Here is a 25,916-nt window from a genome sequence, read left to right on the forward strand (position 1 = left end):
CCGCGACTCCCCCCGAAAGTAATTTGGAACCAGAAGAAGCAGGGGACCTGTGCCCTTGTCCCCGTGGGGGTGCGTGGTATGAGGCGGCAGGTTTTTGGAAAGGGTCCAGATGTCACAGCCGGTCTTCGTTCTGGTGCGGCCCCAAATGGGCGAGAACATCGGCGGCGCGGCGCGGGCGATGTGGAATTTCGGGCTGGACCGGATGCGGATGGTCGATCCGCGCGACGGCTGGCCGAACCAGAAGGCGGTGGCGATGGCATCGGGCGCCGGGCGGCTGCTGGACGAGGCGGGGCTGTTCGGCACAACCGCCGAGGCGGTTGGCGATTGCACATGGGTCGTGGCGACGACGGCGCGGGCGCGGGGGCTGACGAAGCCGGTGTTGACGCCGGAGACGGCGATGGCCGAGGCGCGGGCGCGGATCGCGGCGGGCGAAAAGGTCGCGGTGCTGTTCGGGCCCGAGCGTGCGGGGCTGGAGAACGACGACATCGCGCGGGCGAACGCCATCATCAACGTGCCGGTGAACCCGGAGTTCGCCTCACTCAACCTAGCCCAGTGCGTGCTGCTGACGGCCTACGAGTGGAGGCGGCAGACGAATGATGTGCCGGGTGAGCGGGTCGAGATGGCGGGGGCAGACTGGGCCAGTGGCATCGAGGTCGAGAAGCTGGCGGCCCATTACGAGGAACGTCTGGATCAAGCGGGGTTCTTCTTTCCCGAGACCAAGGCGGAGGGGATGAAGATCAACCTGCGCAACCTGTGGTCCCGGATGCGGCTGACCCGCGCGGATGTGCAGATGCTGCATGGCGTGATGCGTCAAATGGTCCGCTGGAAGGAGCGGGGGGAGTGATCTTGCCGCCCCCGGTCCCCGGCTTTAGGTTGCCCGCGAAACGGAGGCAGGGATGACCCAGAAACGCAGCATCTTCGAAGAGGTCGGCGAGACGGCGAAGCCGCAGGCGCAGACCGGTGTCATCGACCGCGCCCGGCGCGGGTCGCGCAAGGGCGTCCGGGCCTGGCTGATCCTGCTGTTCGTCATGGTCGCGGCGATGATCATCGTGGGCGGCCTGACGCGGCTGACCGACAGCGGGCTGTCGATCACCGAGTGGCGTCCCTTGACGGGGGCCCTGCCGCCGATGAACGAGGCGGCGTGGCAGGCTGAGTTCGAGCGGTATCAGCAGATCCCGCAGTTCGAGCTGCAGAACCACTGGATGACGCTGGACGACTTCAAGTCGATCTACTGGTGGGAATGGGGCCACCGCCAGCTTGGGCGCGCCATCGGGCTGGTCTGGGCGATCGGCTTTTTCGGCTTCTGGGCCACGGGCCGTATTCCGCCCGGCTGGCACAGTCGGCTGGTGCTGATCGGCGCGCTTGGCGGCGTTCAGGGGGCGGTCGGCTGGTGGATGGTGGCTTCGGGGCTGGAAGGGACGATGCTGAGCGTCGCGTCCTACCGGCTGGCGACGCATCTGGGGCTGGCCTTCATCATCCTCGGCTTCATCGCCTGGTTCGTCCTGTCGCTGTCGCGCGAGGAACGGGACCTGATGCAGGCCCGCCGCCTGCGGGAACGCCGGCAGTTCGGTGTGGCGACCGGCTGGATGCATTTCGCTTTCCTGCAGATCCTGATCGGGGCGCTGGTGGCGGGGATCGACGCCGGGCGGTCCTATACCGACTGGCCGACCATCGGCGGCGGCTGGCTGCCGCCCGATCCCTGGATGATCTCGCCCGCCTGGCGCAACTTCCTCGAGAACCCGGCCCTCGTGCAGTTCGTGCACCGCTGCGTCGGTTACCTGCTGTTCCTCTATTCGATCATGGCGCTGCTGCGCGGCCGCCGGTCTGCGCATCGGGCGACGCGCGGGGCCTTCACCGTGGCCTTTGCCGCGCTGACCGGGCAGGTGGCTCTGGGCATCTACACCGTCATGACCGGGGCGCCGGCGCAGGTGGCGATCCTGCACCAGATGCTGGCCATCGCGGTCTTTGTCCTCATCCTCAGGGCGCGGTTCCTCGCGGCCTATCCGATCGCAAGCACCATCCGCGGAGGCTGACATGATCCCCAATGACGCGATGACCGCGCTGTTCGAATACCAGCGCGAGACCGAGGCGCTGGCGCAGGTGGCCGGACGGCTGGGCTGGGACCAGGAGACGATGATGCCACGCGGCGCAGCGCTCCAGCGGGGCGAGGAGATGGCGGCGATGGAAGGCGTGCTGCACGCCCGCCGCACCGATCCGCGCGTTGGCGAGTGGCTGGCGGCGACCGAGGGGCAGGCGGCGGACGAGGTGTCGGCGGCAAAGCTGCGGCTGATCCGGCGGGCCTATGACCGGGCGGTCAAGGTGCCGGCGAAGCTGGCGTCCGAGATCGCGCGGGTGACATCCGTCGCGCAGGGCCAGTGGGCCGAGGCGCGGGCACGGGACGATTTCGCGGCCTTCGCGCCGGTGCTGGAGCAGGTCGTGCGCCTGAAGCGCGAGGAAGGCGCGGCGCTCGCGGCGGGCGGCAATGTCTATGACGCGATGCTGGACGATTACGAGCCGGGGATGAGGGCGGCGGAGCTGGAGGCGATGTTCGCCGAGATGCGGCCGCGCCTGGTGGCGCTGCGCGAGGCGATTCTGGAAAAGCCGGAGCCTGCGGCTCTGACCGGCGAGTTCCCCGAGAGCTCGCAGCTGGCGCTGTCGACCAAGCTGGCGGCGACCTTCGGCTATGACTTCACGCGCGGGCGGATCGACAAGGCCGTGCATCCGTTCAGCTCGGGCTCCGGCAGCGACGTGCGGATCACGACACGGACCAATCCGACGGATCCGTTCAACTGCTTCTACTCGACGATCCACGAGGTAGGGCACGCCTGTTATGAGCAGGGGATCGACGCCGACTATGCGCTGACGCCGCTCGGGCAGGGGGTGTCGATGGGCGTCCACGAAAGCCAGAGCCGGATCTACGAGAACCAACTGGGCCGGTCGCGGGCGTTCACGGGGTGGCTGTTCGGGCAGATGCAGGGCGTGTTCGGCGACATCGGCGTCGACACCCCGGAGGCGTTCTTTGCCGCCGTGAACCGGGTGCAGCGCGACTTCATCCGGACCGAGGCGGACGAGGTGCAATACAACCTGCACATCATGCTGCGCTTTGACCTGGAACGCGCGCTGATCGCGGGCGACCTGAAGCCGGGCGAGTTGGAAGGCGCGTGGAACGAGCGGTTCGAACGGGACTTCGGCTATGCCGTGCCGCGCGCGGCGCTCGGGTGCCTGCAGGATGTGCACTGGTCGGTGGGGCTGTTCGGCTATTTCCCGACCTACAGCCTTGGCAACGTCTATGCCGGCTGCCTGCACCGGGCAATGCGGGGCGATCTGCCGGATCTGGATGCGCAGCTTGCGCAGGGCGACACCGCATCGGCCACGTCGTGGCTGCGCGAGAAGGTGCAGCGGCACGGTGGCCTCTACCGCCCGCGCGACGTCATCACACGCGCCTGTGGCGAGGCGCCTTCGGCGGGGCCGCTGCTGGATTACATCGAGGCAAAGTTCGGCGCGATCTACGGCCTCTGATCCCGGAAAAATGGGCCGGCTGTTCAGGCCGGCCCAGTGACGAAGGGATTGACGGGGTAGAAGCGTCAAACCACCATGTGCCCCCACGCTCCGCGACGAGAGATTGCCACGGCGCCGAACACGCAAACAGCGTGGGGACGGATCCGGCTGCCACCAACGAGGTCGGCACCCGAAATAGGAAATCCGTCTGCGACAGCATCGGGGATTTGCCAGAAAGCCGGAGTGATGCGGGGCCCGAGCGTTTGCGCCACGCCCCTTATCCTCAGTTGCCGTTGATGGCTTGCCTCAATGCTCGCGTGAGTCAGTTATGCACGTATAGGTGGAAGTCCCAACCCGGAAAGCTGCACGTTTCGGCTTGCAGAAATGCAAAGCGGCATACGGGTCACACCGATGGCCATTTGTCCGGTGCATTCGAGAACCGTTCGGCGATCCAATCCGCGACCTTGCGCACCAGAGGGTCCCGGCGGCGGGTTTCGTGAAACGCCAGGTAGATCGGCGCCTCGATGTCGTCCAGTTCGGGATCGAGCCGCTCCAGACCTTCTTCGTGCGCGGCGGCAATGCTGGGCATCAGGCCGGGCAGACGGGTGGATTTTGCAGAGTTTACAACTTCATGCAACGTTTCCACCCGGAAATACGGATCGCGGCCACCCATCATTTCACGGGCCCGCTGCATGGCTGGTTGCTTGTCATGGGCCTTGACCAGTCCGATCCACGTTCCGTCGCGCGGGGAGTCGGGGTAGCCGAAGACGTTCATCGTCATCTTGCCAAGGTAGCGGACCACCAGACGGCCCTGGCTGGGGCGGGTCGGCACGACGATTATGTCGTTTTCCCCCAGTGCTTCCGTGAACATCTGCGAGTTGAACGTGATCGACAGCTGAGGTTCGGCCTCGAGGAAGCTGCGCAACGCAGGGTAGAGGAGATAGGTCGAGATCGCAGGCGGGCAGCCGATGGCGACGTTGCCCTTGCCGCCGGTATCGACGCTGTCCTTGGCATTCAGATATGTCGCGATCTCGTGCTCGAACGACGTGACCGTTTCGATCAGGTCCGCGATCGCCTCGTTCGCGCTCCAGCCGTCCGGCGTCTTGACGAACAGGTCAAAGCCAAGTGTCTCGCCCAGCCGTCCGAGCCGACGTGAAACCGTTGCAGGATTGGTGTCGAGCAGCCGTGCCGCGGCGCTCATGCTCCCGGTTTTGTGCACCGCCACAAGGTAGCGCAGGTCGTCCCAATTCTTCATGTCTTGTCCCGGAACCCCGTACCGGTTGTTCAGTCCTGAGCGGGGCCTTCCTCCGCACCGGACTCGTCCAATTCTTCTCCCTGCTCCGCGATGCGGGCAACGGATACGACCACTTCGTCGGTGCCTGTGTTGAAGACCTTGACCCCACCGGCAGATCTGGACCGGAACGAGATACCGTCAACAGGCACGCGGATGGATTGACCGCGCGACGTGACGAGCATGATCTGGTCGTCCATCTCGACCGGGAAGGAGGCGACGACGGCGCCGCCGCGCATCGCCCGGTCCATTGCCGCCACGCCCTGACCGCCGCGTCCGCGCACGGGGTAGTCGTGCGAGGAGGACAGCTTGCCCGCGCCACCGGCGGTAATGGTCAGGATCAGGTTTTCGGCCGCCGACATCTCGGCATAGCGCTCAGGCGACAGCTGGCCGGCCTCGACCGCCTCGTCGTCATCGTCCTGCGCCTCGTCCTCGGTCACGCCGGCCATCAGGCGGCGCTGCTTCAGGTAGGCGGCACGTTGCTGCGGATCGGCTTCGAAGTGCCGGATGACCGACATCGACACGACCTGATCGCCGTCCTGCAGCCGGATCCCCCGCACGCCGGTCGAATCGCGGCCCTTGAACACGCGCACATCGGTGGTGGGGAAGCGGATCGCGCGGCCGGATTCCGTCACCAGCATCATGTCGTCGTCCTCGGACGCGATGCGCGCGTTCACCAGTTCCACGCCCTCGGGCAGTTTCATCGCGATCTTGCCGTTGCGCATGACGTTGGTGAAATCGCTCAGCGCGTTGCGGCGCACGTCGCCTTCGGTCGTGGCGAACACGATCTGCAGCGAATCCCAGTCTTCCTCGTCCCGGTCGACCGGCATGATCGCGGCGATGGAAACGCCCTGCGGGATCGGCAGGATGTTGATGATCGCCTTCCCGCGCGAGGTCCGACCGCCGAGCGGCAGGCGCCAGCACTTGAGCTTGTAGACCATCCCGTCGGTGGTGAAGAAAAGCAGCTGCGTATGGGTGTTCGCGACGAAGAGCGAGGTGACGATGTCGTCGTCCTTGAGCCCGCCGCCGGACAGACCCTTGCCGCCGCGTTTCTGCGCGCGGTAGTCGGCCAGTGGGGTGCGCTTGATGTAGCCGCCCTGCGTCACGGTGACGACCATGTCCTCACGCTCGATGAGGTCTTCGTCCTCCATGTCGCCGGACCAGTCGACGATCTCGGTGCGACGGGGGACGGCGAACAGTTCGCGCACCTCGCGAAGTTCGTCCCCGATGATCCCCATGATCCGCTCGCGCGAGCCGAGGATTTCGAGGTAGTCCTTGATCTTGCCCGCCAGTTCCTCGAGCTCGTCCGTCACTTCCTTGACGCCGAGCTGGGTCAGGCGCTGGAGGCGCAGTTCGAGGATCGCACGGGCCTGCGTCTCGGACAGGTTGTAGGTGCCATCCTCGTTCATCGTATGCGTCGGATCGTCGATCAGGCGGATGTAGCCCGCGATCTCGGCGGCCGGCCAGCGGCGTTCCATCAGGCGTTCGCGGGCCTCGGCGGCATCGGCGGAGGCACGGATGGTCGCGACGACCTCGTCCACGTTCGACACGGCGACGGCTAGACCGCACAGGATGTGGCTGCGTTCGCGCGCCTTGCGCAGTTCATAGGCCGTGCGGCGGGCGACGACCTCTTCGCGGAAGGTGATGAACGAGGCGAGGAAGCCGTGCAGCGTCAGCGTTTCCGGCTTGCCGCCGTTCAGCGCCAGCATGTTGCAGCCGAACGAGATCTGCATCGGCGTGAAGCGCCAGAGCTGGTTCAGAACCACGTCGGCGGTTGCATCGCGCTTCAGCTCGATCACAACGCGGACGCCGTGGCGGTCGGATTCGTCCTGCACGTGGGCAATGCCCTCGATCCGCTTTTCGCGGACGTGCTCGGCGATCTTCTCGATCATCGCGGCCTTGTTCACCTGATAGGGGATCTCGTCCACGATGATCGCCCAGCGATCCTTGCGCAGCTCCTCGACATGGGTCTTGGCGCGCACGATGACGCTGCCACGGCCCTCGAGATACGCTTTCCGCGCGCCGGAGCGGCCGAGGATGTGTCCGCCGGTCGGGAAGTCGGGGCCGGGGACATATTCGATCAGGCCCTCGGTCGACAGGTCGGGGTTCTCGATCAGGGCCAGCGTGGCGTCGATCACCTCGCCCAGGTTGTGGGGCGGGATGTTGGTCGCCATGCCGACGGCGATGCCGCCCGCGCCGTTGACCAGCATGTTGGGAAAGCGTGCGGGCAGGACGGTCGGTTCACGGTCCTTGCCGTCGTAGTTCAGCTGGAAATCGACGGTGTCCTTGTCGATGTCCGCCAGCAGGTAGCCCGCCGCCTTGGCCATCCGCACCTCGGTGTAACGGAAGGCCGCGGCCTTGTCCCCGTCCATGGAGCCGAAGTTGCCCTGGCCATCCAGCAGCGGCAGGGACATGGAGAAGTCCTGCGCCATCCGCACAAGGGCGTCGTAGATCGCGGAGTCGCCGTGCGGGTGATACTTGCCCATGGCATCCGCCACGGGGCGCGAGGATTTCCGATAGGGCTTGTCGAAGGTGTTGCCGACCTCATGCATGGCAAAAAGGATACGCCTGTGCACAGGTTTTAGGCCGTCGCGCAGATCCGGAATCGCACGGGCGACGATGACGCTCATCGCGTAGTCGAGGTAGGAAACCCGCATCTCGTCGGTGATCGACACCGACGGACCCTCGTAGGACGAGCGCGGTTTTTCTTCTTCGTTATCAGGGGGTTCGGGCGTATCGCTCACGAAGTCAACCTTGTCCGGAGAGGCATTCTATATCTAGTCGCGCGGACTATAGCATCGCCAATATGAGGGGTGCAATGATGCCCCGGCATCCCCTTTGGCAGCCGGGCTTGTGATGTGCCAACATACTGTTTTTGTTGAAAACTAATTCTGTTGCGGCATCCTTTTCATATGCACCCTTCCAGGAGGCTTCATATGAGTGCAACCGAGACCGAACTGATGCTCAGGGGATACGGGCTGACGACTGCCGAATTCTTCTACCGGATGCCCGACTATACCCACGTCCTGAACAGCTTCATCTGGCAGGACTACGACATCGCCCCCGACCATCCGCGATTGTTCAAGTTCATCGAGTTCTGGCAGCGCGAGATCGAGGGGCCGCTGCATTCGGTCAGGTTCACGCACCGCAAGGAACTTTCGCCCGGCCGCTGGCGCAATGTCGTGGGCGAGCTGAAGCTGCACTGAGGGCGTCCGGGCCGGGCGCTTGGCCCGGCCTGCGCGCGGTCAGGCGTAGCCGGCGACGGGGGCGGATTGCCGGAACACGGGGCGTCGGGTCGCGACCGTCCGGTGCGCCTCGTCCCCGCGTCCGGTCTTGAGCAGCAGGTTCACATAGGTCAGTTCCAGCAGGTCCCGTTGCGCACGGCTGCCCCCCAGTCTGGCGTGATCGGCCATGGCGGGCGTCAGAAGGTCCAGCGCCGCATCCCACTCTCCCCGCGCGATTGCTCCCCAGGCCCGCGCAACGGGGCGGACCAGATCGGCGGCGAAGCCGCGGCTCGCCTCGGCCAGCGGGGCCAGCCGGTCGCCGTTTCCGGCCATCGCATGGGCCAGCGCGCTGTGGATGTCGGCAAAGCTCATGCCCGGATCGGGAAAGAACCTGGCGGCGTAATCGCTGATCACCCGCCAGCGCTCCGGTGCGACGGTCATGCCCGCAAGGTCCGCGCGGTAGAGCAGGGCCGCCGCGTCGGTCAGGACGTTGACCGGGATGGAGTGTGACGCCTCGGGCGCGATCGCGGTGTCGTAGATCGACCAGAGCTCCGCCTCGTCCGACTGCTCCAGCGCCCAGAGGGCGCGGTGCCAGCTCAGGTGTCCGTGCAGCAGCGAGCGCGTGTCGTAATCCCTGATCCACTCCGCCAGATAGGCGCGGCCGGTATCGCTTTCGCCCTGTTCGTAAAGCGTATGCGCCTTGAAATGCGAGGCGTTGGCGTTCGCGTTGTTCAGCGACAGCGAGCGGTCCATCAGCGTCATCGCCTCGTCCAGCCGCCCGACTTCGCACAGCGCCTGTCCGTGCACGCTCAGAACCCACCAGTCATCGCCCAGTGCATCGTACAGACGGGAGGTATAGGCGACCTGGTGGCTTTCGCGCCCCGGTTCGCCCGAGACGCCGATCAGGCCGAAGATATTGGTGCAGAGCTGCGCGGCGAGGATATCCCGCGGATGCTCGCGGACATGGGCGATGACCGCCTGCCGCGCCTCGACGGCGCGTCCGGCCAGCAGCAGGTCGAAGATGGCGATGTGATCCGCCTCGCGGCTGCTGACAGTGTCCCTGGCGGCTTTCGCAGCTTCGATGGCCTGCTTGGCGCCCGGCATGTCGGCCTCGTACATCCGCGCCCGCGCCAAACCGACATGGGCCAGCGCGAATCCTGGATCGGCGGTCAGGGCCCGAGAAAACGCGGCGCTTGCCCCGTGGGAGGCTTCCAGCAGGTGGTCGATACCGGCAACGTAGGCGTCCCGTGCGTCGGCGCTCTGCGTGGTCAGCGGCAGTCCGTAGCGATCCTTGAGCATCTCAATCCTCCCAACACCTCGGGAGGGATCATGCACCTGCGAACGGATTCTTGGAACGATCTTGCGAATACACGGCCGGAAGACCCGCCCCGCCGCCATGTGAAAGGCCTCCGGAAATCACTCCGGAGGCCTGCATTGCGTCGCGAACGTTCCAGCCCGCCCCTTAGCGAAACGCGATCAGGGGATGATGCGGTTGTATTTCACCCCTTCCAGCGAAGCACCGATCTTGAGCCCGGCCTGACCGAAGACGATCGCCACGATCGGGGACAGGCCAGTGTTTGATTCCGCCCGCAGGGTCTCGCCCTTGTCGCTGAACACGTATTCGACATCCGCGCCAAGCGCCCAGCCATAGGAGTGGCGGAAGTCGTCCAGCGCTTCCTGCGTCATGAAGAACAGGACGTGCGCATATTGCTGCGCGCCGACCTGAAGGCCGATGTTGGCCGCGGTCGAGGAATAGTAATCCACCGTCGCGCCGTTCACACGCAGCGCGCCGCGCCCGTAGGTCCCGCCGATGCCGAAGCCGACCTCGGTCTGCAGCGGCATGACCAGCATCCCGACCGACTTCTGCGTCAGGTCGAGGGTCTGGGGAAACTGCTGGTGCATGTAGTTGATCGTCGCGTCGACGCGGGCGTCGATCTTTTGCCCTCCCGTCGATCCCGGCCCGTTGCCGCAGGCCGCCAGAAGGGGCAGCGCCGCCAGCGCCGCAAACGAAAACGTACGTCGGGTATAACCGCTCATGCTCTTGCCTCACTTGCCCGTGTTTAGCCCGCGCGGGGGCGGCCGGTTTTCCGGCATTGGGGCAAAGTATAGGCGTTCAGGCAGGGCCTGTCACCATCGCTTGTGCGCCGATCAGGCTGATTCCCGCCGACTCACGCGCCTTTGAGCGCCCGCGCCATCGCCGGGGCGAAATAGGTCAGGATCCCGTCGCAACCCGCCCGCTTGAAGCACAGCAGCGATTCCGCCATCGCCTTGTCGCCGTCGATCCAGCCGTTCAGCGCCGCACCCTTGATCATCGCGTATTCGCCGGACACCTGATAGGCGAAGGTCGGCACGCCGAACTGGTCCTTCACGCGGCGGCAGATGTCCAGATAGGGCATCCCCGGCTTGACCATGACCATGTCCGCGCCTTCCTCCAGATCGCGGGCCACCAGCCGCAGCGCCTCGTCGGAATTGCCGGGGTTCATCTGGTAGGTTGCCTTGTCGCCCTTCAGCGCGCCGGTCGCACCGACCGCATCGCGGAAGGGGCCGTAGAAGGCGCTGGCATACTTGGCCGAGTAGCTGAGGATCATCACGTTCTTGTGCCCGGCGCCTTCCAGCGCGGACCGCATCGCGCCGATCCGGCCGTCCATCATGTCCGACGGCCCGATGATGTCCGCCCCGGCCTCGGCCTGGCTGAGCGTCTGTTTCACCAGCGCCTCGACGGTTTCATCGTTCAGGATCTCACCGTCCACGACGAAGCCGTCATGACCGTCGATGTTGTAGGGGTCGAGCGCCACGTCGGTCATCACCGCCAGCCCCGGCACGGCCTTCTTGATCGCGCGGGTGGCGCGGTTGGACATGTTGTCGGGGTTCCATGCCTCGGCGCAGTCCTTGGTCCGCTTCTCCATCGGGGTGTAGGGGAACAGGCAGATCGCGGGGATGCCGAGGTCCGCCGCCTCTCTGGCAGCCTCGACCACCGCGTCCACGGTCAGCCGGTGCACGCCGGGCATCGAGGGGATCTCCTCGCGCGCCACGCCGTCGCCCTCGCGGACGAAGACCGGCCAGATCAGGTCGCCGGCAGTTAGCGTGTTTTCCTGCGCCAGTGCCCTGATTCCGGGCGTCTGCCGGGTGCGGCGGAAGCGGGTCATGGGGTAGGGGGCGGAAAAGGGGGTCATGGTGACGTTCCTGCTGTTGCGCGGACGGGCATCGAATGGCATGGACCACGACGCATCTCAAGGGTAGGAATTGCCGCTGCCCGCCTATATGACAGGCGGACCGGGCAAGCGCGCAGAGCAGAGGACTGGCAGGTGAACCTGTCCCAGACGATTTTCGAACTCATAGACATGCGGTCCTTCTCGAACCTGTGGTTCTGGATCGCACTCGCCGTGGTGTGGTCTTCGGCCAGCCACTGGGTGCTGGGCGTGCCATGGGATCTGGCGCTTCGCGCCAAGCGCAAGGGCGGGCAGTTCGAAGAGGATTTCGAGACTCTGCTCCGGATCAACGTGAACCGCCTGATCTATATCTACGAGGTTTCGGGGCTCGTCCTGACCTCTTTCGGCAGCTTCGTGCTGACCACGCTGCTGGTGATGGGCTTCTATTACCGGGTGGAATTCGCGCAGGCGGTGTTCCTGATCGCCTTCCCGCTCTCCATCGTCGGCTGGCTGTCGATGCGGGCGGCGCGCAAGATCCGTATCTCCGGCGCGACCGGGGACGAGGTACACCGCCGCCTGCTGATGCACCGGCTGGCGATCCAGGGAATCGGCGTTGTGTCGATCTTTGTCACCGCGCTCTGGGGGATGCTCCAGAACCTGACCATCGGTGCGCTCGGCTAGGACATGGCGGGGCGCGAACATATCACCCTCGGCGGCGCGCCCGAGGGCTTCGACGCGGCATTGCTGCTGCGCGAGGCCGAGGCGAAGGGCGTTGTCGTCCATGTCGCGCGCGACGAACGGCGCATGGCGGGGATGGCCGACGCGCTTGCGTTCTTCGCCCCCGGCCTGCCGGTCTTCCGCTTCCCCGCGTGGGACTGCACCCCCTACGACCGCGTATCGCCGAACCCCGATGTCTCCGCCGCCCGCATGGCGACGCTGGCGGCGCTGGTGCACGGGATGCCCAAGCGGTTCGTCCTGCTGACCACGCTGAATGCCGCGACCCAGAGGATACCGGCGCGCGACATCCTGCGCGAGGCGGCCTTCACCGCCCGCGTCGGTCACCGGATCGACGAAAAGGCACTGCGCAACTTCCTGGCCCGCATGGGCTTTTCTCAGGCGCATTCGGTGACGGAACCCGGCGACTATGCCGTGCGCGGCGGGATCATCGACATCTATCCGCCGGGCGAGGGCGGGCCGGTGCGGCTGGACCTATTCGGCGACGTTCTGGACGGCGCGCGGCGGTTCGATGCGGGCACGCAGCGAACGACCGAAAAGCTGGATGTCGTGGAACTGGCGCCGGTCTCCGAGGTCATCCTCGACGAGGCCGCGATCACCCGCTTCCGCCAGAACTACCGGGCCGAGTTCGGTGCCGCCGGCACCGACGATCCGCTCTACGAGGCGGTCAGCGCGGGGCGCAAGCATCAGGGGATGGAGCACTGGCTGCCGCTGTTCCACGAACGGCTGGAAACGCTCTTCGACTACCTGCCCGAGGCCAGCGTGATGCTGGACGACCAGGTCAACGGCGCCCGGCATCATCGCTGGGAAAGCATCAAGGACCAGTACGAAACCCGCCGGGTCGCGCTGATGGACCGCGGGCGGATGGACAGCGTCTACAAGCCCGTGCCGCCGGGTCAGCTCTACATGGACGACACGGCGTGGGACGCGGCACTCAAGGCGCATCGCGTGGTGCAGATGTCGCCGCTGCCGCAGCATTCGGGGCCGGGCGTCGTGGATGCCGGCGGGCGGATCGGGCGGAACTTCTCGCCCGAGCGGCAGTTGGAAAACGTCCATCTTTTCAGTGTTCTGGCCGACCACATTCGCGCACGGATGGAGGTCGGGCCGGTGGTCGTCGCCTCCTATTCCGACGGCGCGCGGGAGCGGCTGGAGGGGCTGCTTGAGGACGAGGATCTCGTCGGCGCGGTGTCCCTCAGGACCGCCGAGGGGATCGGCAAGACCGGTCTGCACCTTGCCGTCTGGCCGCTGGAGCACGGCTTTACCGGGCCGTGGAGCAAGGGCGAGATCACCGTCATCTCGGAACAGGACGTCCTCGGCGATCGCCTGATCCGCCAGCCCAAGCGCAAGCGGCGGGCCGACAACTTCCTGACCGAGGCGCAGAGCCTCAGCCCCGGCGATCTGGTGGTCCATGTCGACCACGGCGTCGGCCGTTACCACGGGCTGGAGGTCATCACGGCGGCGGGCGCGGCACATGAATGCCTGCTGATCGAATACGCCGAGAATTCAAGGCTTTATCTTCCGGTCGAGAACATCGAACTGCTGTCGAAGTTCGGCCACGAGGAAGGTCTGCTGGACCGTCTCGGCGGCGGGGCGTGGCAGGCCAAGAAGGCCAGGCTCAAGCAGCGCATCCGCGAGATGGCGGATCGCCTGATCCGCATCGCCGCCGAACGCGCCCTGCGCAACGCGCCGGTGCTGGAGCCGCCCGAGGCCGCGTGGGAGGCGTTTCAGGCGCGGTTCCCCTATCAGGAGACGGACGACCAGCTGTCGGCCATTCAGGACGTGCTGACCGACATGGACTCCGGCCACCCCATGGACCGGCTGGTCTGCGGCGACGTGGGTTTCGGCAAGACCGAGGTCGCTTTGCGCGCCGCTTTCGTCGCGGCGATGTCCGGCGTGCAGGTTGCGGTGATCGCGCCGACGACACTGCTGGCGCGGCAGCACTATCAGGGGTTTGCCGAACGGTTCCGTGGATTTCCTTTGCAGGTCAGCCCCTTGTCGCGCTTCGTCAGCGCGTCCGACGCGGCGCGGGTGCGGGCCGGCATGGCGGACGGGACGGTCGATATCGTCGTCGGCACGCACGCGCTGCTGGCCAAGGGCGTCCGGTTCAAGAACCTCGGGCTGCTGATCGTGGACGAGGAACAGCGCTTTGGCGTGGGGCACAAGGAACGCCTCAAGGAACTGCGCTCGGACGTGCACGTGCTGACCCTGACCGCGACGCCGATCCCGCGCACGCTGCAACTGTCGCTGTCGGGCGTGCGGGACCTGTCGATCATCGGCACGCCGCCCATCGACCGCCTTGCGATCCGCACATACGTCAGCGAATTCGACGGGGTGACAATCCGCGAGGCGCTGCTGCGCGAACATTACCGCGGCGGGCAGAGTTTCTTTGTCGTTCCGAGGGTTGCGGACATTCCCGAGGTCGAGGATTTCCTCAAGACGCAGGTGCCCGAGGTGACGTTCGTCACCGCGCACGGGCAGATGGCGTCGGGCGATCTCGACAAGCGGATGAACGCTTTCTACGACGGCAAGTTCGACGTGCTGCTGGCGACGACGATCGTGGAATCCGGCCTCGACATCCCGAGCGCGAACACGATGGTAGTTTACCGCGCCGACATGTTCGGTCTGGCGCAGCTCTACCAGATCCGGGGGCGCGTCGGGCGTTCGAAAACAAGGGCTTACGCCTATCTGACGACCAAGCCGCGGGTCAAGCTGACGCCGCAGGCCGAGAAGCGCCTAAGGGTGCTGGGCAGCCTCGACACACTCGGCGCGGGCTTCACGCTGGCCTCGCAGGACCTCGATATCCGGGGGGCCGGGAACCTCCTGGGCGAGGAGCAGTCGGGCAACATGCGCGACGTTGGTTACGAGCTTTACCAGCAGATGCTGGAAGAGGCGATTGCCAAGATCAAGTCGGGCGAGATGGAAGGGCTGTCGGATTTCGAGGACAGCTGGTCGCCGCAGATCAACATCGGCGTTTCCGTCATGATTCCAGAGGATTACGTGCCGGACCTCGACCTGCGCCTCGGGCTTTATCGCCGTCTGTCCAACCTGTCGACCAAGGTCGAGCTGGAAGGCTTTGCCGCCGAGCTGATCGACCGGTTCGGCAAGCTGCCGAAAGAGGTCAACACCCTGCTTCTGGTCGTCCGGATCAAGGCGATGTGCAAGCGCGCAGGCATCGCCAAGCTGGACGGCGGGCCCAAGGGGGCGACGATCCAGTTCCACAACGACAAGTTCGCCAACCCGCAGGGGCTGGTGGAATTCATCAAGGATCAGAACGGCCTGGCGAAGGTGAAGGACAACAAGATCGTCGTCCGCCGGGACTGGTCAAAGGACAGCGACAAGATCAAGGGCGCGTTCTCGATCGCGCGCGACCTGGCCGAGAAGGTGCAGGCGGTCAAGGCCGCCAAGGCCGGCTGAACCCGGCGTCGGAGTTAAGCCGGGGCACCGTCCCGCGCGTCGATCCGCTTTTCAAAGAAATGGTCGGGGTAGGGATCGTCGTTGAACCGTTCGATCTCGGTCCAGCCGGAGTTGCGGTAGAGCGCCACCGCCTCGGGCAGCGCGGAATTGGTGTCGAGCCGCAGTACCTCCACCCCCAGCTCCGCCGCATCCGCTTCCAGCCGGCTCATCATCTGCCTTGCCAGCCCCAGTCCGCGCGCTTCGGGCGCGACCCACATGCGCTTGATCTCGGCCACTTTTCCGCCGTCACCCTTGAGCCCCGCACAGCCGATCGGCAGCCCGTCCGAAACCGCGACGATGAAGGATCCGCGCGGCCGGATCATGGCCGTCGCCTCGGGATCGCGGGACAGCGAGACGTCAAAGCCCTGCGAGAACCGGCGCGCCAGCTCGGCGTAGTAGCTCTGCAGGCAGTGCACGGCATCCGCGGCGCGAGGGTCCATCTCGACCATCTCGATCCGGTCACGGGCGAGGGCGGTGGCCACGAGGTCCATCGCCGCCAGCAGCGCGTCGGGTTTCGGATGCCGCCGGAGCAGGTCGCGGACACGGTCGTCGGACAACTGCTCATAGGCCGCATATTCCGCCTCGCCTTGCGCGGTCAGCGACAGCAGGCGGCGTCGGGCGTCGGCCGGATCGGTCCGCGTCTCCACGAGTCCCTCGGACTCCAGCCCGCGCAGCAGGCGGCTGGTCAGGCCCGAATCGAGGTTCAGATAGGCCCGCAGCGCGGCGACGTCGGCGATACCGTGACCGATGGCGTTCAGCACCCGAGCCGCGCCGAGCGACCGGCCGCGACCCAGAAAGGAATCGTCCAGTGCGCCCACCTCGGCGGTAACGGCACGGTTGAAGCGGCGGATTCGGGCGACGGGATCGTGTTTCATGAATCCCTGACTATGGTCAGGTATTCTGCCTGTCAATCGGTCTCTGACCCGGGTCAGCTATCTGCCGCTGCAAGGAATGCGACCGGCCCGTCGGGAGCGAGCCGGTCGCGCAGGCGTCAGGCGAACAGGATCCCCCCGTTCGCATCGTAGAAGGCCATCATCGGATCGGCGGTTTCCAGGTCCACGCCATCCGCCAGCGCGTTCTGCTGGTCCGCCCCGCCGAAGGAGGCGATGTCGACGTCGTAACCGATGTCCGCCAAGGCGGCGAGCGACCAGTCCGACAGATAGACCGGGTCCGCGACGTTCGGCGTGCCGAAATCGCTGTAGAGATAGCCGGTCATCAACTCGCCCCAGTAGTCCTCCTCGTTCCAGTGGGCGAGCGCGGTGCCGCTGCCACCGTCGGTTTCAACGACGATCTTTTCGCCGGTGGTGCCCATCTCGGCGTTGAACTCGGCATTCCCCGCCGCGCCGTTGTATTCGGCGGTGGTGAGGAACACATCGTCGTTGGGGCGCTTGGTGTCGGCCCCCGCGATCTGGGTTGAGGTCTGGGTCACGAGTCCGTCGTAGAACCCCCAGAGCGAGCCGAGGCCCAGCACGTGGATCATCTCGTGCAGGATGACGTCGTCCCATGTTCCGGCAGAAAGCAGGTCGGCGGCGTCGGCCACGTCGAACTCCATCACGCCGACCACCGTGGTCAGCTGATCGACCGTGCCCGGATCGCGCACCGAATAGGCACCTGCGCGGCCGAGGACGGAACCCGATCCGTCGATGGTGGGCAGGCGCGCCTCGATCAGCACGTCGTCCACGGTGAAGAGCGTGCCGGTGTCGAAGGTGTTGAAGGCCGCGGTGTCGTCCCGCAGGCCGCAGGCCATGATCGAGCTGAGGAAGTCGGCTGCGGCGGCGAAAGCGTCCATGAACATCGCGTCCCAGTCACCGTAGAACTGGATGTCGATGTTGAAGTGATCGGTCTGGGCGGTGTCCGCCTCACCGCTGGTATAGCTGGCGAAGAGCACTTCGACCGGCTGCGGCGCCGGCTTGCCGCCCTTGCCCGACGGGGGGCCGACATGGACCGGGGCGAAGTCCGGCACCGAGACCGATGGCATCTCTGGCGTGTCGAACGTCAGGCCCGCCGAGACCGGCGAAGGCGGCGCATATGTCCCGCTTTGCATGGCGAACACGAACGTATCCGGTCCCTGCGGATCGGACAGACCGACATCGTCGAGCCCCAGGTCGTCGAGCGGGCCCAGTACGGAGTGGTCATCCTCCGATCCGCCTTCGAATTGTGCCCACCACGAGTCCCAGCTGTCCCTGTCCGACAGCAAGAGCGGGAAATCCTTCATGTATTGTCCTCCGGTCCGCGCACCCAAACCGCACGCGTTCTACACGCCCCCAGAGCGACAGGGTTGGCGGCGGATTCTGGCCGGAGTGCGACGGTCGGTTTCGCTTCGGGAAACAAAGGCCGGTTCGAAGTTAGGATTGTCGCGTAGGTGACGGTGCAGCAGGCGAAAACTCGCCGGTTCAGGCGCAGCACCCGCCCGGAGTGCCCGTCATCGCCGCCTGCGCGCAGAAGCACGACGCCGCAACCGCCGTATCCGCACGCGCCAGCGCCAGGTCCAGTTTCTGCCGGATCAACGGCAGTTCCGCGCTGTCACCCCGCGCCTCCAGGCAGTCGTGCAAACCCTTGAGCGACCAGACGTTGTCCGGATGGATGCAGGCACGCGGCAGGTCGCCCGCCAGCCCGAGGTCCTCGCGATAGACCTCCTCCGCCTCGGCCACGTGCCCCTGTTCGAACAGCAGCGCACCGAGCGCGTGGCGCGTCGGCTGCATCCAGCCCCAGGGCTCGTCATAGGGCAGGCCGTCGTCCAGAGCGACGGAGCGGCGGAGCGCGGCGAAGGCCTCGTCGAAACGGCCCTGGCGATAGAGGATCTCGCCGCGCAGCATCTCGGTCGCGACGGCCATCAGGTCCTTCACATCTACGACGTGCAGCCAGCGGTCGGGCATCTGTTCGACCGCGGTCAGGAAGCGCTGTTCCATCTCAAGCGCGGACTCCACCTGTCCGAGCGCGGCATGGGCCAGCGCCTTGGCATAGAGCGTCGTGGCGTTGAGCGTGGCGTAGAGCTTCGGGTCCTCGGGCAGGTCCATGTCGATCAGCCGCTGCCACTGGCCGAAGCGGATGTATACATGCGGCTCCATCGCGAGATAGGCCTCGAAGAACATCGCGTAGGGCGGCGTTTCGATCCGCAGCATCTCGGGCGGCGTGGTGGCGGCCAGCTGACGGACGGCGGCGAGGGCGGGTTCCATCTGACCGAGGAACAGCGCGCCGTAGATGACGAAGTGGTAGTCGTGCTGGCGGTAGCCGGTATAGAAGTTCATCCCGCCTTCGCGGTGATAGAACTTCTCATCCGCGACGACGGCGCGCTGGTTCCAGAAGACGGTGTCCTGGTAGGCGCCGCACTGGACGTCGATATGGGTGGGCATGTGGACGAGGTGGCCCGCATCGGGCACCAGCGGGCGCAGGGCGTCGGCGGCCCGGAGCGCCTTCTCGGGCGTGGGCGACATCTCCATCAGGTGGATGTAGAGGTGCAGGATGCCGGGATGCCGCATGGCGCGCGGATCGTGGTCCAGCGCGGCCTCCAGCAGGGCCTGGCATTCCAGCGTATCGGCATGCTTGCCCGGCGCGCCGGTCTTCAGGTCCCACATCTTCCAAGGCGTGCGGTTCAGCATGGCCTCGGCACAGATCGTGCGGATGTCGAGACTGTCTGGATGCGCCCGCTGTGCGCCCCTCATGGCCTCGGCGAACGCGGTGTCCCAGGGCCTGGTGTCCTCGGGCGGTTTCGCCTGCGGATAACGGGCGGGCAGGGCGCGGATCAGCGCGGCTTCCTCCGGCGTGACGCCATCGATATGGGCCAGCGCCTGTCCGGTGGCCGCAAATGCCTCCGACAGCACACGCGCCTTGGACACCGGATCCATCAGCACCCAGGGGTAGTTGTAATTCGGCCCCGTGGCATAGGCGACGCCCCAGTGCGCCATGGCGCAAGCCGGATCATGCTCCAGCGCGCGCCGGTAACAGGCGACAGCCTCCTCGTGATTGTAACCGAAGGTCCAGTTCAGCCCCCGGTCGAACCACAGCTGCGCCTCGGCGCTGGCGGTCGTCACCGGAAACGAATGACTGCCGAGATCGAAATACTCCTGCACGGGCCCGCTCCTCTGCCGTTACCGGCAGCCTCGCCAATCCCCGCCGCCCTGCCAAGACAAAAGCGCCGCGTCCCATGCTTCTTCTGGTTTCAAATACTTCGGGGGTCCGGGGGCAGAGCCCTCGGCGGGTCGCCGCAGGCGAAACCTTCAGCCCTTGAGATAGGCCCTGACCTTCGGCCCGACCCAGTCCCAGAGCCCTGGCGCGCCACGGGCGATCTTCTGCCCGACCCGCGCCTCGAACATCTCGTAGCTCACGTCGTAGTCCCTCCACGACCCGCCGCCCGAGGCAAGGTTCAGGTTCGGCGGCTGGAACCGGTCGAGCGACTTGGCAAACTGCGCGTCCGGCGTCTCGTTCGCCTCGAACTCCTCCCAGAGCGCCCGGAAGCTTGCGGACTGATCCGCCGGCAGCAGGCCGAAGATCCGTTTCGCCGCCGCCTGTTCGCGGGCGGCGATGGCGGCCTCGTCCTTCTCGCCGTAGATCGGTACGTCGCCCGCGTCGATCTCGACGAGGTCGTGCAGCAGCAGCATGCGGATCACCCGGTCGATCGAAACATCCGCGCCGTGTTCGCCCAGCACCAGCGCGAAGAGCGCGAGGTGCCAGGAATGCTCGGCGGAGTTCTCGCGCCGGGAATCGTCGGCGATCGGTGTTGCGCGGAGGATGGACTTGAGCCGGTCGGCCTCCATCAGGAAGGCCATCTGCGCGTCGAGGCGGTCGGTCATGCCCCGCCCGCGCCGGCGCGGTGCTGCTTCAGCCGCCGGTTCAGGTGCTCGCGTGCCTTGCGTTCGGCAAGGCGGACGCGGACATCCGTGAGAAACGCTTCCTCCAGCGTCTGCGAGGCCGCGCCGATGGTCTTGGAGATCTCCATGAACAGCCGGTCGTCCCCCGTCTCGTCCATCGCCTTCATGACGTCTTCGCCGAGCTGCGCGGCCAGTTTGTCGAGCGTGGACATCCGGGTCTCCTCAGCGGCTGGTCTCGGTCAGGCGGCGTTTCACGTAATCGGACACGGTGCCGATCATCGTCTCCATATGCGGATCCTCGAAGAAATGGCCGGCACCCTGCACCTGCTCATGGGTGACGGTGATGCCCTTCTGTTCCTGCAGCTTGCCGACCAGCGATGCGGTGTCGGCGGGCGGCGCGACGCGGTCCGCCGTGCCGTTGATGATCAGGCCCGAGGACGGGCAGGGGGCGAGGAACGAGAAGTCGTACATGTTCGCGGGCGGGCTGACCGAGATGAAGCCGGTGATCTCGGGCCGCCGCATCAGCAGCTGCATGCCGATCCAGGCCCCGAAGGAGAAGCCCGCGACCCAGCAATGCTTGGAGTTGTTGTTCATCGACTGCAGGTAGTCGAGCGCCGAGGCCGCGTCGCTGAGTTCGCCGATGCCCTGGTCGTATTCGCCCTGGCTGCGGCCGACGCCGCGGAAATTGAACCGCAGGACGGTGAAGCCCATCTTGTGGAACGCGTAATGCAGGTTGTAGACGACCTTGTTGTTCATCGTCCCGCCGAACTGCGGATGCGGGTGCAGCACGATGGCGATCGGGGCGTCGCGGTCCTTCTGCGGATGGTAGCGGCCTTCTAGACGGCCTTCCGGCCCCGGAAAAATGACCTCGGGCATGTGTGCGAGCTGGCTCCGCGTGACGGCCGAGGCATTCTTGACGAATTCACTCGGACAAATTAGAACTATTCCAGATCGGCTCTTGCCGGATCGGGTTCCAAGCGAGATAAGGCTTGGGGTCACATAGGTCAACAAGTCCGGAATAAGCCGCATCGCGCCAGTGTCGGGAGGGCCGCGCATGAAACTGAGCACCAAGGGGCGTTACGCGATGGTCGCGCTGGCAGATATCGCGCTGCAGCCGGAGACCGATCTGGTCACCCTGGCCGAGATCTCGCGGCGCCAGGCGATCTCGCTGCCCTACCTCGAGCAGCTCTTCGTCAAGCTGCGGCGCGGCGGGCTGGTGGAGTCGGTGCGCGGGCCCGGCGGCGGCTACCGGCTGTCGCGTCCGGTCGAGGACATCCGGGTGTCGGACATCCTGACGGCGGTCGACGAGACGGTCAGCGCCATGCACAAGGGCGCGGGCGCGAGCGGCGGGCTGTCCGGATCGCGCGCGCAGTCGGTGACCAACCGGTTGTGGGAGAGCCTGTCGGCGCATGTCTATGTCTTCCTGCACCAGACGACGCTGGCCGATGTGGTAAAGAACGGGCTGACCCCCTGCGCGGCGGTGCCGGCGCTGTTTTCGGTCGTGGACGAGGTGGAGGCATGACCTCTCGCCGCCACGCCTTTTCCAGACGTGGATTTGGGGGCGCTGCCCCCGTCGCGGGCATGCGCCCGCGACTCCCCCGGCATATTTCCGGCAAGATGAAGCGGGGGAGCAGCGCGTGAGGGACCGGGTGTATCTCGATCATAACGCGACGACGCTGCTCAGGGATGAGGCGCGGGCGGCGATGATCGCGGCGATGGATGTCGCCGGGAACCCGTCCTCGGTCCATGCCGAGGGACGGGCGGCCAAGGCCCTGGTCGAACGGGCGCGCGCGCAGGTCGCAGCGGCGCTCGGGGCCGAGGGGGCGGATATCGTCTTCGTGTCGAGTGCGACGGAGGCCGCGGCGCTGGCGCTCGAGGGGCGCGGGCTGGTCTGTGCGGGCGTCGAACATGATGCCGTGCTGGCGTGGTGCGACGAGGCTCTGGCGGCGGATGCCGACGGGCGGGTCGCGGTGGCGGATCCCGCGGGCGCGACGTTGCAGGTCGCGAATTCCGAGACGGGCGTGGTGCAGGACCTGCCGGAGGGGCTGGCGGTCAGCGATCTGACGCAGGGGTTCGGCAAGCTGCCGCTGGCGTTCAACTGGCTGGGCTGCACGATGGGGCTGGTCAGCGCGCACAAGCTGGGCGGGCCCAAGGGGATCGGCGCGCTTGTCATGAAGCGCGGGACCGATCTGGCGGCGCGCATTCGCGGCGGCGGGCAGGAGATGGGCCGCCGGTCCGGCACGGAGAACGTGATCGGGATCGCCGGTTTCGGCGCGGCGGCCGAGGCGGCGGCGCGGGATCTGGCGGACGGGGTCTGGGACCGGGTGGCCGAACGGCGCGACCGGCTGGAGGCGCTCCTTGCGACGGAGGCCCCGGATATTATCTTTGCAGGCAGGGGGGCGCGTCGGTTGCCGAACACCTCCTGCATCGTGAGCCCCGGCTGGAAGGGCGAGACCCAGGTCATGCAGATGGACCTCGCCGGTTTCGCGATCAGCGCGGGCTCCGCCTGTTCGAGCGGCAAGGTGCGGGCGAGCCGCACGCTGCGTGCCATGGGATTTGACGAAGGGGCTGCGGCCAGCGCGATCCGCGTAAGCCTTGGCCCCGTAACCACCGACGACGAGATCGCGCGTTTTGCCGAAAGCTGGCTGGCGCAGCGCAGGAAACACCGCGCCCGCGCGGCGTGAGGATGAGAGGTTCGAGATGACCGCACTGGATGAAAGCCGCGAGGCACAGGTCGTGAAAGAGGGCGTCGACAAGGAGACGGTGGATGCCGTCGCCAGCGTCGGCACCTACAAATACGGCTGGGATACGGAAATCGAGACCGACTACGCCCCGATGGGCCTGAACGAGGACATTGTTCGGCTGATCTCGTCCAAGAACGAGGAGCCGGAGTGGATGACCGAGTGGCGGCTCGGGGCATACGAGCGCTGGCTGACCAAGGAAGAGCCGGACTGGGCGATGGTCGATTATCCCAAGATCGACTTCCAGAAACAGTATTACTATGCCCGCCCCAAGAGCATGGCGGTAAAGCCCAAGTCGCTGGACGAGGTCGATCCCAAGCTGCTGGCCACCTACGAGAAGCTCGGCATCCCGCTGAAGGAACAGATGATCCTCGCCGGTGTCGAGGGGGCCGAGGACGCGCCCGCAGAGGGCCGCAAGGTCGCCGTGGACGCGGTGTTCGACTCCGTCTCCGTGGGCACGACGTTCCAGGCGGAACTGAAGAAAGCGGGCGTGATCTTCTGCTCGATCTCGGAGGCGATCCGCGAGCATCCGGAGCTGGTGAAGAAATACCTCGGCTCGGTCGTGCCGGTGAACGACAACTTCTATGCCACGCTCAACAGCGCGGTCTTCTCGGACGGGTCCTTCGTCTACGTCCCGCCGGGGGTGCGCTGCCCGATGGAGCTGTCGACCTATTTCCGCATCAACGCCGAGAACACAGGCCAGTTCGAGCGGACGCTGATCATCGCGGACAAGGGGAGCTATGTCTCCTACCTCGAAGGCTGCACCGCGCCCAAGCGGGACACCTCTCAGCTTCACGCGGCGGTGGTCGAGATCATCGTCGAGGAAGACGCGGAGGTGAAATACTCCACCGTCCAGAACTGGTATCCGGGCGACGAGAACGGCAAGGGTGGCATCTACAACTTCGTCACCAAGCGCGCCGATTGCCGGGGCGACCGGGCCAAGGTTATGTGGACGCAGGTCGAGACCGGATCCGCCGTCACGTGGAAATATCCCTCGTGCATCCTGCGTGGCGATGACAGCCAGGGCGAATTCTATTCGATCGCCATCGCCAACAACTACCAGCAGGCCGATACGGGGACCAAGATGATCCACCTCGGCAAGCGGACGAAAAGCCGGATCGTGTCCAAGGGGATCAGCGCGGGCAAGGCGCAGAACACCTATCGCGGGCTGGTGTCGATGCACCCCAAGGCCGAGCACGGGCGGAACTACACCCAGTGCGACAGCCTGCTGATCGGGTCGGAATGCGGGGCGCATACCGTGCCGTATATCGAGGTGCGCAACAACACCGCGCGCGTCGAACACGAGGCCACGACATCGAAGGTCGACGACGATCAGCTGTTCTACTGCCGGTCGCGCGGGATGGACGAGGAAGAGGCGGTGGCGCTGGTCGTCAACGGGTTCTGCAAGGAAGTGCTGCAGGCACTGCCGATGGAATTCGCGATGGAGGCACAGCAGCTGGTCGCCATCTCTCTCGAAGGGTCCGTGGGCTGAGGCGCTGAGGCAGGCATGAGCCGGATCGGGGACATACGCCGCACGCTGGCCGAAGGCCGGCCGCTGCAGAGCGCGGGACTGAGCCTTGTCCACGCCAGCGTGGACGGGCGGGCCGTGCGGTTCTGCGTGAACATGCGGCGCGACCCGATCCAGCGCGCGCATCGGGCGGGCGCGTTCTACGAAGCGGCGGAGCTGGCGGCGCTGCGGCCGATCTTTCCCGAGGGCGGGACGTTCGTGGATGTCGGCGGCAACGTGGGCAATCACACGCTATATGCCGCGATGTTCCTCGGGGCCGGACAGGTCATCCCGTTCGAACCGAACGAACGCGCCTATGAACTGCTGGTCAACAACGTGCTGGTGAACGATCTGGGCGCGGTGGTCGACCTGTCCCACATCGGGCTGGGCCTGTCGGATCGCGCGGCGGGCGGCTTTGCGATGGAGGACCGGGACCGCAACCTCGGCAATGCGAGGATGCTGCCGGGCGAAGGCGATCTGGAGGTTGCGCGGGCGGATGCCCTGCTGGCGGATGTCACCCCGGATTTCGTCAAGATCGACGTCGAGGGGATGGAGATCGAGGTGCTGAACGGCTTTGACGGCGTGCTGGCGCGCTGTCGGCCGGTGTTCATGGTCGAGGTCGACCGCGAGAATGCGGAGGCTTTCGAGGCGTGGCTCGGGCGTCATCGCTACGGCGTGCTCTATACACATGCCCGGTATCGGCGGAACCGGAACCACATCGTTGCGGGCGCCGAACGGCTGGAGGCCCTGCGCGCCGTCTTCGTCCCGCCGGTGGCCGAGGAGGTTCCGGCATGAACGGCAGCGGTGCAACGCGGGCCTGCGCCCCTTGGAGTGTCCGATGAATGACGCCCTACATTCTGCCCATCGGTCTGCTGATCGTGTCGAACGTCTTCATGACGTTCGCGTGGTACGGGCATCTCGGCGACAAGACGACGCCGCTTTGGATCGCGGTTCTGTCGAGCTGGGGGATCGCGTTCTTCGAATACTGGCTGGCGGTGCCGGCCAACCGGATCGGGCACGAGGTCTATTCGGCGGCGCAGCTGAAGACGATACAGGAGGTCGCCACGCTGGTGATCTTCGCGGGCTTCTCGGCCTTCTGGCTGAAGGAGCAGATCACATGGAACACGGCGGCGGGTTTCGTCCTGATCGCAGCGGGCGCGGCGCTGGTGTTCCGGGGATGACAGGAGAGATGGCATGATCATCACGACGACGCAGGGCATCGAGGGCCACAAGATCCTGGACTACAAGGGGATCGTGGTGGGCGAGGCGATCATGGGGGCGAACATCGTCCGCGATTTCTTTGCCAACATCACCGATATCGTCGGCGGCCGCTCGGGCGCCTACGAGGCCAAGCTGCAGGATGCCCGCGACACTGCCATGCGCGAGATCGAGGCGCGTGCTGCGGCGCTCGGGGCGAACGCCGTGGTCGGCGTCGACCTGGATTACGAGGTCGTGGGCGACTCGATGCTCATGGTGTCGGTGTCCGGCACGGCAGTGGTGATCGACTGAC

At 66.2% G+C, this 25,916-nt stretch carries 23 protein-coding genes; 12 read left to right on the plus strand and 11 right to left on the minus strand.

All coding sequences use genetic code 11. The features are described from left to right. The first annotated feature begins 109 nt into the window (after window positions 1-109). Genes ATO6_RS16830 through ATO6_RS16840 form a run of 3 tightly spaced genes read left to right on the plus strand, consistent with a single transcriptional unit; the run spans window position 110 to window position 3,519 of the window. Window positions 110-844, plus strand: coding sequence for an RNA methyltransferase (locus ATO6_RS16830; RefSeq protein WP_088625202.1), 735 nt, complete (start codon window positions 110-112; stop codon window positions 842-844). A 52-nt stretch (window positions 845-896) separates the two neighbouring features. Then, the gene (gene ctaA, locus ATO6_RS16835) at window positions 897-2,033 is read left to right on the plus strand and encodes a heme A synthase (RefSeq protein WP_088625203.1); all 1,137 of its coding nucleotides are present in this window, start codon (window positions 897-899) and stop codon (window positions 2,031-2,033) included. A 1-nt stretch (window position 2,034) separates the two neighbouring features. Next, on the plus strand, window positions 2,035-3,519 hold the full coding sequence (locus ATO6_RS16840) for a carboxypeptidase M32 (RefSeq protein WP_254919188.1): 1,485 nt from the start codon (window positions 2,035-2,037) through the stop codon (window positions 3,517-3,519). A 382-nt stretch (window positions 3,520-3,901) separates the two neighbouring features. On the opposite strand, the gene ATO6_RS16845 is transcribed toward ATO6_RS16840, so the two are convergent. Further along, on the minus strand, window positions 3,902-4,753 hold the full coding sequence (locus ATO6_RS16845) for a LysR family transcriptional regulator (RefSeq protein WP_088625204.1): 852 nt from the start codon (window positions 4,751-4,753) through the stop codon (window positions 3,902-3,904). A gap of 29 nt (window positions 4,754-4,782) precedes the next feature. Beyond that, window positions 4,783-7,533 carry a DNA gyrase subunit A gene (gene gyrA / locus ATO6_RS16850; protein WP_088625205.1) on the minus strand — a complete coding sequence of 917 codons (2,751 nt, stop codon included), beginning with the start codon at window positions 7,531-7,533 and terminating at the stop codon, window positions 4,783-4,785. 192 nt (window positions 7,534-7,725) lie between these two features. On the opposite strand from gyrA, the gene ATO6_RS16855 reads away from it, so the two are divergent. Further along, window positions 7,726-7,995 (plus strand): usg protein, encoded by a 270-nt coding sequence (locus tag ATO6_RS16855; RefSeq protein ID WP_088625206.1) that lies wholly within the window; start codon window positions 7,726-7,728, stop codon window positions 7,993-7,995. A 39-nt stretch (window positions 7,996-8,034) separates the two neighbouring features. Here ATO6_RS16855 and ATO6_RS16860 read toward each other — a convergent pair whose 3' ends face one another. The 3 genes from ATO6_RS16860 to hemB form a co-directional block, all read right to left on the minus strand. Then, on the minus strand, window positions 8,035-9,312 hold the full coding sequence (locus ATO6_RS16860) for a tetratricopeptide repeat protein (protein ID WP_088625207.1): 1,278 nt from the start codon (window positions 9,310-9,312) through the stop codon (window positions 8,035-8,037). A 177-nt stretch (window positions 9,313-9,489) separates the two neighbouring features. Continuing rightward, on the minus strand, window positions 9,490-10,050 hold the full coding sequence (locus tag ATO6_RS16865; RefSeq protein WP_088625208.1) for a YSC84-related protein: 561 nt from the start codon (window positions 10,048-10,050) through the stop codon (window positions 9,490-9,492). Between the two features lie 131 nt (window positions 10,051-10,181). Beyond that, a complete protein-coding gene (gene hemB, locus ATO6_RS16870; protein WP_088625209.1) occupies window positions 10,182-11,186 on the minus strand; it encodes a porphobilinogen synthase in 1,005 nt (334 codons plus the stop codon). Window positions 11,187-11,318: 132 nt separating this feature from the next. Between hemB and ATO6_RS16875 the strand changes: the two genes are divergently transcribed. Both ATO6_RS16875 and mfd read left to right on the plus strand, forming a co-directional pair. Continuing rightward, window positions 11,319-11,843, plus strand: coding sequence for a component of SufBCD complex (locus ATO6_RS16875; protein WP_088625210.1), 525 nt, complete (start codon window positions 11,319-11,321; stop codon window positions 11,841-11,843). 3 nt (window positions 11,844-11,846) lie between these two features. Beyond that, the gene (mfd, locus tag ATO6_RS16880; protein ID WP_088625211.1) at window positions 11,847-15,311 is read left to right on the plus strand and encodes a transcription-repair coupling factor; all 3,465 of its coding nucleotides are present in this window, start codon (window positions 11,847-11,849) and stop codon (window positions 15,309-15,311) included. Window positions 15,312-15,325: 14 nt separating this feature from the next. Here the strand turns inward: mfd and ATO6_RS16885 are convergent, their stop codons facing one another. From ATO6_RS16885 to ATO6_RS16910, 6 genes are all read right to left on the minus strand, one after another. Then, window positions 15,326-16,225: a helix-turn-helix domain-containing GNAT family N-acetyltransferase gene (locus ATO6_RS16885; RefSeq protein ID WP_088625212.1), complete on the minus strand. Its 900-nt coding sequence runs from the start codon at window positions 16,223-16,225 to the stop codon at window positions 15,326-15,328. 116 nt (window positions 16,226-16,341) lie between these two features. Beyond that, complete coding sequence (locus ATO6_RS16890; RefSeq protein WP_088625213.1) at window positions 16,342-17,565, minus strand: leishmanolysin-related zinc metalloendopeptidase; 1,224 nt, start codon at window positions 17,563-17,565, stop codon at window positions 16,342-16,344. A gap of 178 nt (window positions 17,566-17,743) precedes the next feature. After that, window positions 17,744-19,420: a tetratricopeptide repeat protein gene (locus tag ATO6_RS16895; RefSeq protein ID WP_088625214.1), complete on the minus strand. Its 1,677-nt coding sequence runs from the start codon at window positions 19,418-19,420 to the stop codon at window positions 17,744-17,746. Between the two features lie 147 nt (window positions 19,421-19,567). Further along, complete coding sequence (locus tag ATO6_RS16900) at window positions 19,568-20,140, minus strand: HD family hydrolase (RefSeq protein WP_088625215.1); 573 nt, start codon at window positions 20,138-20,140, stop codon at window positions 19,568-19,570. Continuing rightward, window positions 20,137-20,370 carry a hypothetical protein gene (locus ATO6_RS16905; protein ID WP_088625216.1) on the minus strand — a complete coding sequence of 78 codons (234 nt, stop codon included), beginning with the start codon at window positions 20,368-20,370 and terminating at the stop codon, window positions 20,137-20,139. Before ATO6_RS16905 ends, ATO6_RS16900 begins: the two co-directional genes overlap by 4 nt. 10 nt (window positions 20,371-20,380) lie before the next feature. Further along, window positions 20,381-21,034 carry an alpha/beta hydrolase gene (locus ATO6_RS16910; RefSeq protein ID WP_088625217.1) on the minus strand — a complete coding sequence of 218 codons (654 nt, stop codon included), beginning with the start codon at window positions 21,032-21,034 and terminating at the stop codon, window positions 20,381-20,383. A 178-nt stretch (window positions 21,035-21,212) separates the two neighbouring features. On the opposite strand from ATO6_RS16910, the gene ATO6_RS16915 reads away from it, so the two are divergent. The 6 genes from ATO6_RS16915 to ATO6_RS16940 all read left to right on the plus strand — a co-directional run bounded on the left by ATO6_RS16915 (window position 21,213) and on the right by ATO6_RS16940 (window position 25,915). Then, on the plus strand, window positions 21,213-21,680 hold the full coding sequence (locus ATO6_RS16915; RefSeq protein ID WP_088625218.1) for an Rrf2 family transcriptional regulator: 468 nt from the start codon (window positions 21,213-21,215) through the stop codon (window positions 21,678-21,680). A 115-nt stretch (window positions 21,681-21,795) separates the two neighbouring features. Next, window positions 21,796-22,842 (plus strand): cysteine desulfurase family protein, encoded by a 1,047-nt coding sequence (locus tag ATO6_RS16920; protein ID WP_088625219.1) that lies wholly within the window; start codon window positions 21,796-21,798, stop codon window positions 22,840-22,842. A 16-nt stretch (window positions 22,843-22,858) separates the two neighbouring features. After that, window positions 22,859-24,391 (plus strand): Fe-S cluster assembly protein SufB, encoded by a 1,533-nt coding sequence (gene sufB, locus ATO6_RS16925; protein ID WP_088625220.1) that lies wholly within the window; start codon window positions 22,859-22,861, stop codon window positions 24,389-24,391. A 15-nt stretch (window positions 24,392-24,406) separates the two neighbouring features. Beyond that, window positions 24,407-25,201, plus strand: coding sequence for an FkbM family methyltransferase (locus ATO6_RS16930; protein ID WP_088625221.1), 795 nt, complete (start codon window positions 24,407-24,409; stop codon window positions 25,199-25,201). 47 nt (window positions 25,202-25,248) lie between these two features. Continuing rightward, window positions 25,249-25,587: a DMT family protein gene (locus ATO6_RS16935; protein WP_088625222.1), complete on the plus strand. Its 339-nt coding sequence runs from the start codon at window positions 25,249-25,251 to the stop codon at window positions 25,585-25,587. A gap of 13 nt (window positions 25,588-25,600) precedes the next feature. Beyond that, on the plus strand, window positions 25,601-25,915 hold the full coding sequence (locus ATO6_RS16940; RefSeq protein ID WP_088625223.1) for a heavy metal-binding domain-containing protein: 315 nt from the start codon (window positions 25,601-25,603) through the stop codon (window positions 25,913-25,915). The last annotated feature ends 1 nt before the right edge of the window (window position 25,916 follow it).

Source organism: Oceanicola sp. 22II-s10i, assembly GCF_002210105.1.
In the GTDB taxonomy this organism is placed as follows: Bacteria; Pseudomonadota; Alphaproteobacteria; order Rhodobacterales; family Rhodobacteraceae; genus Pseudooceanicola.

Coding starts and splice junctions, on each gene's coding strand:
- ATO6_RS16855 (WP_088625206.1), top strand. CDS start 7,726: ATGAGTGCAACCGAGACCGAACTGATGCTCAGGGGATACGGGCTGACG.
- ATO6_RS16830 (WP_088625202.1), top strand. CDS start 110: ATGTCACAGCCGGTCTTCGTTCTGGTGCGGCCCCAAATGGGCGAGAAC.
- ATO6_RS16915 (WP_088625218.1), top strand. CDS start 21,213: ATGAAACTGAGCACCAAGGGGCGTTACGCGATGGTCGCGCTGGCAGAT.
- ATO6_RS16930 (WP_088625221.1), top strand. CDS start 24,407: ATGAGCCGGATCGGGGACATACGCCGCACGCTGGCCGAAGGCCGGCCG.
- ATO6_RS16845 (WP_088625204.1), bottom strand. CDS start 4,753: ATGAAGAATTGGGACGACCTGCGCTACCTTGTGGCGGTGCACAAAACC.
- ATO6_RS16940 (WP_088625223.1), top strand. CDS start 25,601: ATGATCATCACGACGACGCAGGGCATCGAGGGCCACAAGATCCTGGAC.
- ATO6_RS16910 (WP_088625217.1), bottom strand. CDS start 21,034: ATGCCCGAGGTCATTTTTCCGGGGCCGGAAGGCCGTCTAGAAGGCCGC.
- sufB (WP_088625220.1), top strand. CDS start 22,859: ATGACCGCACTGGATGAAAGCCGCGAGGCACAGGTCGTGAAAGAGGGC.
- ATO6_RS16885 (WP_088625212.1), bottom strand. CDS start 16,225: ATGAAACACGATCCCGTCGCCCGAATCCGCCGCTTCAACCGTGCCGTT.
- ATO6_RS16900 (WP_088625215.1), bottom strand. CDS start 20,140: ATGACCGACCGCCTCGACGCGCAGATGGCCTTCCTGATGGAGGCCGAC.
- ATO6_RS16905 (WP_088625216.1), bottom strand. CDS start 20,370: ATGTCCACGCTCGACAAACTGGCCGCGCAGCTCGGCGAAGACGTCATG.
- ATO6_RS16860 (WP_088625207.1), bottom strand. CDS start 9,312: ATGCTCAAGGATCGCTACGGACTGCCGCTGACCACGCAGAGCGCCGAC.
- ctaA (WP_088625203.1), top strand. CDS start 897: ATGACCCAGAAACGCAGCATCTTCGAAGAGGTCGGCGAGACGGCGAAG.
- ATO6_RS16890 (WP_088625213.1), bottom strand. CDS start 17,565: ATGAAGGATTTCCCGCTCTTGCTGTCGGACAGGGACAGCTGGGACTCG.
- ATO6_RS16865 (WP_088625208.1), bottom strand. CDS start 10,050: ATGAGCGGTTATACCCGACGTACGTTTTCGTTTGCGGCGCTGGCGGCG.
- hemB (WP_088625209.1), bottom strand. CDS start 11,186: ATGACCCCCTTTTCCGCCCCCTACCCCATGACCCGCTTCCGCCGCACC.
- ATO6_RS16840 (WP_254919188.1), top strand. CDS start 2,035: ATGATCCCCAATGACGCGATGACCGCGCTGTTCGAATACCAGCGCGAG.
- ATO6_RS16935 (WP_088625222.1), top strand. CDS start 25,249: ATGACGCCCTACATTCTGCCCATCGGTCTGCTGATCGTGTCGAACGTC.
- mfd (WP_088625211.1), top strand. CDS start 11,847: ATGGCGGGGCGCGAACATATCACCCTCGGCGGCGCGCCCGAGGGCTTC.